The organism is Streptodolium elevatio (genome assembly GCF_040649515.1).
GTDB lineage: Bacteria > Actinomycetota > Actinomycetes > Streptomycetales > Streptomycetaceae > Yinghuangia > Yinghuangia elevatio.
This window is the reverse complement of sequence record NZ_JBEZFP010000234.1, coordinates 1-7,163: the sequence shown is the minus strand read 5'-3', so window position 1 is coordinate 7,163 and position 7,163 is coordinate 1. Positions and strand designations below refer to the sequence as shown.

General features: G+C 71.3%; 7 protein-coding genes. 4 read left to right on the top strand and 3 right to left on the bottom strand.

Annotated elements, in window-relative coordinates; genetic code table 11:
* Positions 1 to 184 precede the first annotated feature (184 nt).
* The gene (locus AB0C36_RS42130; protein WP_358364846.1) at positions 185 to 2,635 is read left to right on the top strand and encodes a hypothetical protein; all 2,451 of its coding nucleotides are present in this window, start codon (positions 185 to 187) and stop codon (positions 2,633 to 2,635) included.
* 97 nt (positions 2,636 to 2,732) lie between these two features.
* On the opposite strand, the gene AB0C36_RS42125 is transcribed toward AB0C36_RS42130, so the two are convergent.
* A complete protein-coding gene (locus tag AB0C36_RS42125; protein WP_358364844.1) occupies positions 2,733 to 4,127 on the bottom strand; it encodes a cryptochrome/photolyase family protein in 1,395 nt (464 codons plus the stop codon).
* Positions 4,128 to 4,211: 84 nt separating this feature from the next.
* On the opposite strand from AB0C36_RS42125, the gene AB0C36_RS42120 reads away from it, so the two are divergent.
* Positions 4,212 to 4,742 (top strand): MarR family winged helix-turn-helix transcriptional regulator, encoded by a 531-nt coding sequence (locus AB0C36_RS42120; RefSeq protein WP_358364841.1) that lies wholly within the window; start codon positions 4,212 to 4,214, stop codon positions 4,740 to 4,742.
* 138 nt (positions 4,743 to 4,880) lie between these two features.
* Here the strand turns inward: AB0C36_RS42120 and AB0C36_RS42115 are convergent, their stop codons facing one another.
* A complete protein-coding gene (locus AB0C36_RS42115) occupies positions 4,881 to 5,444 on the bottom strand; it encodes an LppU/SCO3897 family protein (RefSeq protein ID WP_358364839.1) in 564 nt (187 codons plus the stop codon).
* Positions 5,445 to 5,859: 415 nt separating this feature from the next.
* Here AB0C36_RS42115 and AB0C36_RS42110 point away from each other — a divergent pair, with 415 nt between their 5' ends.
* Positions 5,860 to 6,333 carry a hypothetical protein gene (locus AB0C36_RS42110; protein ID WP_358364836.1) on the top strand — a complete coding sequence of 158 codons (474 nt, stop codon included), beginning with the start codon at positions 5,860 to 5,862 and terminating at the stop codon, positions 6,331 to 6,333.
* A gap of 231 nt (positions 6,334 to 6,564) precedes the next feature.
* Here the strand turns inward: AB0C36_RS42110 and AB0C36_RS42105 are convergent, their stop codons facing one another.
* A complete protein-coding gene (locus tag AB0C36_RS42105; RefSeq protein ID WP_358364834.1) occupies positions 6,565 to 6,708 on the bottom strand; it encodes a DUF6401 family natural product biosynthesis protein in 144 nt (47 codons plus the stop codon).
* 63 nt (positions 6,709 to 6,771) lie between these two features.
* Between AB0C36_RS42105 and AB0C36_RS42100 the strand changes: the two genes are divergently transcribed.
* The gene (locus tag AB0C36_RS42100) at positions 6,772 to 6,951 is read left to right on the top strand and encodes a hypothetical protein (RefSeq protein WP_358364832.1); all 180 of its coding nucleotides are present in this window, start codon (positions 6,772 to 6,774) and stop codon (positions 6,949 to 6,951) included.
* The last annotated feature ends 212 nt before the right edge of the window (positions 6,952 to 7,163 follow it).

Below are 7,163 nucleotides of genomic sequence, written 5' to 3'. Positions count from 1 at the left end.
CCCCGAGTCGGGCGGGTCCGCGGATCTCGGCGCGTTGCCCTTGAACTTGGGTCGGCGGATCTCGGCGCGTTTGGCCGGTGAACTGTGGCAGAGACGACTGGTAGAACGGGCCGGGCAAGCTTCGGGGAGGCGCTTCGGCGGTGTCCCCGACGGCACACGGACTGCACGGGAGCGGGACAAAACGTTGACGGACAAGCTCAGGGCCACGCGTGACACGGCGGACAAGCAGCTGGAGTTCCTTGCGGCGAAGGCCGTCGGGCGCAGACTCACCCGAGGCACGCGCGAAGAACTCGGCTGGCTCGCCGAACTGTTGCGGGCCGAAGGACGCGAGTGCGAGCCGATCCAGTTCGCGACCGTGCAACGCCCGCACTCCGGCCATCTCCCGGTGCGGGAACTGGACTTCGACCTGATCGACGCCGCGTTGCACGCCGGAGTGCCGTTCGCCCCGCCCCCGCCCGGAACGGTGGTCAGTCTGCGGGCCTGGGCGGACCGGGCGCAGCGCGGCGGCCTCGTCACCCTCGCCGCGGATCCGCGGTTTCGCCCGCTGTTGCGCGAGGCGATCTTCTACCGGCCGGGTGAGCTCTTGGCCTTGGGCCGGCCCGGGAGCGTGCTCAGCGACCACGACGGTCTGGCCGATGCGGTGCTGGGCGCACCCGGACTGCTCGGCGTCGTCCAGGAGGCCGTCGTGTCGTGGGCGGAAGGGGTACGCGCCGGCAGCCTGCCGATCCTGCACGAGGCCGTGTACTTCCTGGACGTGCTGGGACCGGCCCGACTGGCCGAGGCGTGCCCGGAACTCCGTTCCACCGTGACCGAGTTGCTCACCGCGCACATCGCCGAAGCCGTCGCGACGACGTGGCGTGGCGGGCTCGTCGACGAGTTGGGCGACCCCGCTCTCGACCGGTTCGGCTCCTTCTGGTCCAACGACGATGCCTTCCGCATGGAACCCGAGGACGGGGCGGACGAGGACTCGTTCGTGGTCGCGAACAGCGGACGCGCCACGATCTTCGGTCCGCGTGGCGTGGTCGCCGGGCCGCTGTACCTCCGGTTCCCCGCGGAGCCGGGGTCGTCCACCACATCGGATCGTTTCCGGTACGAGCACGGGCAGTTCACGGCATCGGCTCCCCCGGCCGACGATGTGTCGCCCACTGTGCTGCTGCCGGGCGCGACGGCTCCGGCGATGCTGCGGCGCGGCCACGACGGCTGGTGGGAACTGCGCGACACGAAGGACGTGGTGGTGGGTCGCTGGTACCAGGGGGCGTCCCGGCCGACCCGTGCGGCGGGTACCCACAGCGTCGGGCGCCGACGGCACCGCTGGGCGGCCGGCAGCACGCTCGTTCCTCCGCCGCAGGTCTGGGGACGGCTGGTCCCGCGGGACGCGGCGGGCTCTCGGCTGCTCCGCGGAGCGGACGCCGCCCTGGCCGCTCGTGCCCTGGACTCGGTCGACGACCGACTCGCGGATCTGATCACCGGAATCGGACGCCGTATCCCGGTCGGGGACCATTCGCACGAGGTCGACGACTGCTTCGACGGACTGCGCGCGGTGTTGGAGCCGCTGTTCCCGGGCGTGGTGTCGGACGGTCTCCTCGACGGCATCGCGGGGACGGTCTGGTCGGCGGTGGAATGCCGGGTGCTGAGTGCGCGTCACATCGGGCCGCCGGCGTCCGGGAGCGACGGTGACGCCCCCGGCGGCGCGGCCCTGCGCCTGCGCGACGACCCGTCTCCCTACCCGATCACGGACGCGGGCGACCTGCGGGCGCGCATCTTCACCGAGATGCAGGAGATGTTCTTCCGGCTGAGTCGGGTGGCCGACAAGTGTGCGGACCCGGAGGTCGCCACACCGCCGTTGACCGTGCGGCTGGCGAACGCCCGCGGGTGGGAGAACTCACTGGGTCGCCTGGGCTGCCGCGCGCTGCGGACCGCGCTCTCCCCGACAGCGCCGAGCCAGCGCAGCAGGGAACTGGAGGCCGACCATGTGCGTGCGTGGGGCGGACCGGCGCTGTGCGACCCGGCGGGGCGCTGGCGAACCTTGTCGCTGCGCCTGGACGTGGGCACCGTTCCCCGCGAAGGGGAGGTCTGCCGGACGAAGCGGGGCTGTCTGATCGCGCTGCAGCGACCGCACGGGAGCCAGTCGGTCATCGCCGCGATCGAGTACGCGGCGGACGGCGTCTTCGATGAACGGCCGTTCGGTGTGGTCGAGTCGCAGCGCGTGTGCGCGGGTTGGGGCGGCGCCGACCGCGTCGCGGCGTTCCTGCGCCTGCTCGACGCCCGGGGGTCCGCGCCGTGGCCCGGGGCGTCGATCCGGGCATTCGGCGAGGCCACCGGCCTGTCCGTCGAGGAGGCGTCCCTCCTGGCGGTCGGCTTCGATCCCTACGACGCGTACTTGATCGGCCGTGGGGCGCACGGCATGCCGGGGCCTCTCGTCGAACGCAGCGGCCTGAGCGAGGAGCGTCTGAAGGAGGCGGGCAGGTTCCTCGCCCGGCACGCGACCGTCAACCAGCGCCTGGAGGTCCCCGAGTTGTTGATGCCGGACGATCCGGCGGACGTGTGGGCCGACCGGCTGACCGCCGAGCGGGCGGCGGAATGGTGGAACGCGAACGTGCGGACGCCCGCGGACGGGACGGCACCGAGCACATGACGGCCTGACGGCCTGACCGCCTGACCACCTGGCGGCCGCAGTCGCCACGGGCCGCGGCCGTTGCTGCGCTCGCTGCCTTCCGGACCAGGCGCGCCCATCAACTGCCTTCGCGCATCGCGGAGTAGCGGGCCAACGCGACCTCGCGCTCCTCGGCGTGGTCGACGATCCGTTCCGGATAGCCGGTCGGCAGGCCGTCCTTGAGCTTCCACGGCTCGTGGACGGCCGCCCCCGGGATTCCGCGCAGCTCGGGGACGTACTTGCGCACGTAGTCGCCGTCCGGGTCGAACTTGCGGCTCTGGGTGACCGGATTGAAGACCCGGAAGTACGGCGCCGCGTCCGTACCGCAGCCTGCGACCCACTGCCACCCGTGGCTGTTGGACGCGAAGTCGCCGTCCGCAAGCCGATGCATGAAGTGCCGGGCGCCGCGCGTCCATTCCTGGTGCAGGTCCTTGACGAGGAACGACGCGACGACCATGCGGACGCGGTTGTGCATCCACCCCTCGGCGAGGAGCTGCCGCATCCCGGCGTCCACGAACGGGTATCCGGTACGGCCTTCCCGCCAGGCGTCGAACTCCTCCTCGGCGTCCGCGCCTTGGTCGTAGGGCATGGTCTTGAACCGCGTGTCGAGGTAGTCGCGCCCGCTCTCCGGCCGGTGCCACAGCACATCGGCGTAGAACTCGCGCCAGGCGAGCTCGGACCGGAACTTCGCGGCCCCGGCCGCGGGGCCGTCGGTCTCGGCGAGGATCGTCCGCGGGTGGATCTCGCCGAATTTGAGGTGCACGGAGAGGCGGGACGACCCCGGCAGATCGGCGCGGTCGCGCAACTGCGCATAGTCGGCGAGGCCGTTGTCGCGGAATGCGGCCCAGTGGTCGTACGCGGCCTCCGCCCCCGCCGGCGGCAACTGCGGTACGCCGGAATCCGGTTCCTCCGGCAGCCCGCCACTCGACGCCGACGCCCACGCGACCCCCTCGGGGACCGGCAGCGGGTCCCGCCAGCCGTGGTCGGTCCAGGCGCGCAGGAACGGCGTGAACACCCGGTAGGGCGTACCGTCGCCCTTGGTCACGCGCCCGGGAGCGACGGCGTAGGGCGAGCCGGTGCGGACGAACGGGACTTCGCCGAGGGCCCGTTGCACCGAATCGTCGCGCGTCCGGCCGTACGGCCCGAAGTCGGCGGCGGCGTGGACCTGTTCGGCCCGCGCCTCGGCGGCCAGGCGGGGTAGCTCGGTGGACGGGTCGCCGTACCGCACGACCAGTCCCCCGCTGCCCTGGCCGCGCAGTGCTTCGTCGAGGGCGCGCAGCGACCGGGCGAGGTACGCGCGCCGTGCCGGGCCCGCGGGTTCCCACAGCACCGGGTCGACGACGAAGACGGGCAGCACGGGCCCGCCGCCGTGGTCGCCGGTCCCCGGGGCTCCGGTGCCGGCGGCGGCGTGCAGAGCGGGGTTGTCCGCGAGCCGGAGGTCACGGCGGAACCAGAGGAGGCGTACGGCGGCCATCCGGCGACGCTAGCTTGACTTCAAGTTCACTTCAACTTCTATGTTGATCGTGTCACCCGGATCCACCAAAGGGGGCACCTCGCGATGACCGTGAAGGACTACCCGACAGAAGAACTGGCCCGCCAGCCGATCGGTTACTGGGCGGGCGTGGCCCACCAGGCCGTGGTTGCGTACACGAAGAGGACTCTGGAGAAGGAGCAATTGACCCAGCCGCAGTGGTGGGTCGTGAATCTGGTGGGCGAGTCGCCCGGCACCTGGACCCGCGACACGATCGCCGAGCAGCTCTCGCTCTTCGCCGACCCGGGTCTGTCCTTCACTCCCCTGTACGCACAGTTGTTCTCGCGAGGCTGGCTCGACGAGTCCGCCGACGGCACGCTGCACCTCACAGAAGAGGGCACCACCGGCCTCGCCCGCACCCACACCCGCGTCGTGCGGGCCAACGCACGCATCCACGAGGGAATCACGGAAGAGGAGTTCCTCGGCGCGCTGGCGGTCCTCCGCCGGATGATCGACAACACGGGCGGCGACAGCGACGTGCCGTGGTGGGCGTCGGACCTGGAACTGGTGGGTCAGGCGTCCCCGTACCTGATGGGGCTCCACGAGCGGGACCTGTAGTCCCGAATGTCCGGCCGGCTCGACCGGCGTCGGCACCGGCGCGCAGGAGGCGCACGTGCCGCCACCAAGAGCGTGTACCAGACCCGCCGGGTGAGCCGCCGCAAGTCACGGTCGAACTCACCCGGCCGGCCTGACCTTTCACCCAGCTTCCCCCGCCGGGTCGCGTTGCCCGCCGGTGGCGGCCAGCAGGCGTGTCTTCAGTTCGTCGAAGTCGGCACTGTTGAACTCGTACGGCATGGTCCCGATCGACTCGTAGTCCTGGTACGTCGTGAACGGCGTCACCGTCAGGCACAGCACCTCGCCGTCCGACGACCGCCACTCCATGCCCGTCTCGTAACCCTTGTCCGCCGGGAGTTCACGGCACGGAGTGGAACCGGACGAGACCTCGAACCGCGCCGTGACCCGCCAACGGGCCTCCGGCGACAGGCAGTCCACCGAGCTCGGCAGGCGCCCGCCGACGAGCGAGCCCTCGAACGCGGCCAGGCACAGTCCTTCCTGCCCGCTCTGCGCGTCGACGTCGTCGAGCGGCATCGCGAACCGGTAGACCGGGTAGGCCGCGACCGCGGCGACCGCGACGGCCCACAGGGCGACCCAGCCGAGCCCGGAGCGCTTGCGCGACGGGGACCGGTGTCCATGACCGTGCGGGCGGTCGGGCGGCTGGGGGCTTTCGGCGTACGGACTTCCCTGAACCGGAATCGCCATGCGCGGCACCATATACAGCCGACCCCCACCAAGGGAATGGTCCAGACCAAATTGGTATGGACCTCTTTGTGCACGGTGTCCAGCGAACCGCGAGAGGCTCCCTTCGCATCGCGGCCGCAGCCGTATCGGGCACGGGCCAAACCTGCCAATCGGTGGGTACTGCTTGACGAACTACTCAGCCAGATCAGCCAGTTGCGCACGCACCCAGCTAATTGACCGACCGGGTCCCCAACGCCGCGTCCAACTGACGGAAGTACGTGGCGGTCGGGCGCGGGATGGGTTCGAGGTGTGGGCATGGGGCCTGGTTCCGGGGGCGGCCCTCGGGGTACGGCGACACGGGGCGCCACGGTGCCGCCTGGACGGGTTTGTCCTGGTGATCATGGAAAGGTAGGCAGCCCCGAAGGGAGACATCTCGATGCTCAAGGCAGGTCTGGCCATCGCCGCTTCCGCGGTTGCGGTCGTGGCGATCGGTGCGGTCGTCGCGGCTCCGCTGGCGGAGCGCCGGCTGAACGGACGGCACGAGCAGGAGTCGACGTACCGCACCGGGCGCGACGCGAAGGCCGGCCACGCCTCGGTGCCCGAGTGGCTGCCCGACGACGCGACCGGCGTGCGCTACAAGATGCGGACCACGGGTGGCGACCGGCTGCTGGTGGCGAACCTCAAGGCGGGCCGCCCGCCGGTGGGGTGTGTACCGGCGGACGAACACGTACGGCCCAAGCTGACGGCCGGGTGGTTCCCGAAGGGCGTCATGCGCAAGGCGAACCTGAAGTGCGGGATGTACTCGGGGTACGCCGACGGGAACAAGTTCGTCGCGTGGCAGCGGGACGGCGGCCGGAGAAATGCCGACCCGTCGGGCCCCTCGAAGCCGTCGAACCGCGCGGACCGCTGACCTGACAGCGGGCCCGCCTGCCCGTCGGGCATCGGAGCGGCGGGGCCGCCGGGGCGGGCCACGGCACTCCGATGCCCGCGCGACCTGCCCGCACCCCCGTGGCGGGCCGATTGCGCAGGCCCACAATAGAACAGGTTCTACGTTCAGGAAACCGTTCGGTTACCGGCCCTTTCGGCACGCCTCCCGCGCGTCCGCCCCCGCCCGGCCGGGCCCGGACGGTGGATCCGCTGGTCAGCGGCCCAGCAGGTGGTTCTCGCGGATGAGCCGGCAGATCGCGGTGAGGCGCAGCACGGCGAAGCCGTAGCCGACGGGTTCGCGCCAATTGGACTCTGCGACAACGTCCGTAAAGCTGAGGACGTAGTCGGCCAGGTCCATAAAACGACGATATCCCCGCGTGCCACTCCGGTCCGGGAGGACACCGATGCGATCATCGGGGCCATGAGCGACGACCAGTGGTACTACTGCATCAAGCACAGCACCGTGGAGCAGGGAGCCGGCTGCCGTGCGAACGACCGGCTCGGTCCGTACCCGACCCGCGAAGCGGCGGCACACGCACTCGAGTCCGCGTCGCAGCGGACGCGCGAGGAAGACCGCAAGGACGAGGACTGGGACAACTGAGGACCGGGACGACTGAGAGCCCAGGACACTCGCGGACCCGGGACAACCGGGCCCGAAGCCGCTCGGAACTGCCCGGACTCCGCAGGGCTGACGGGAAACGCAGAACCCCGGGACCGTCTAGGGAGTGTCTTCACATTCGCGTCGGTTAGCCCGCGGGCCGTGGTGCGTGCGCTCGCAAGGCGCGGGCCGCAGCTCGGCCTGGGTTTGGCCGG

Coding starts and splice junctions, on each gene's coding strand:
- AB0C36_RS42125 (WP_358364844.1), bottom strand. CDS start 4,127: ATGGCCGCCGTACGCCTCCTCTGGTTCCGCCGTGACCTCCGGCTCGCG.
- AB0C36_RS42120 (WP_358364841.1), top strand. CDS start 4,212: ATGACCGTGAAGGACTACCCGACAGAAGAACTGGCCCGCCAGCCGATC.
- AB0C36_RS42115 (WP_358364839.1), bottom strand. CDS start 5,444: ATGGCGATTCCGGTTCAGGGAAGTCCGTACGCCGAAAGCCCCCAGCCG.
- AB0C36_RS42110 (WP_358364836.1), top strand. CDS start 5,860: ATGCTCAAGGCAGGTCTGGCCATCGCCGCTTCCGCGGTTGCGGTCGTG.
- AB0C36_RS42105 (WP_358364834.1), bottom strand. CDS start 6,708: ATGGACCTGGCCGACTACGTCCTCAGCTTTACGGACGTTGTCGCAGAG.
- AB0C36_RS42100 (WP_358364832.1), top strand. CDS start 6,772: ATGAGCGACGACCAGTGGTACTACTGCATCAAGCACAGCACCGTGGAG.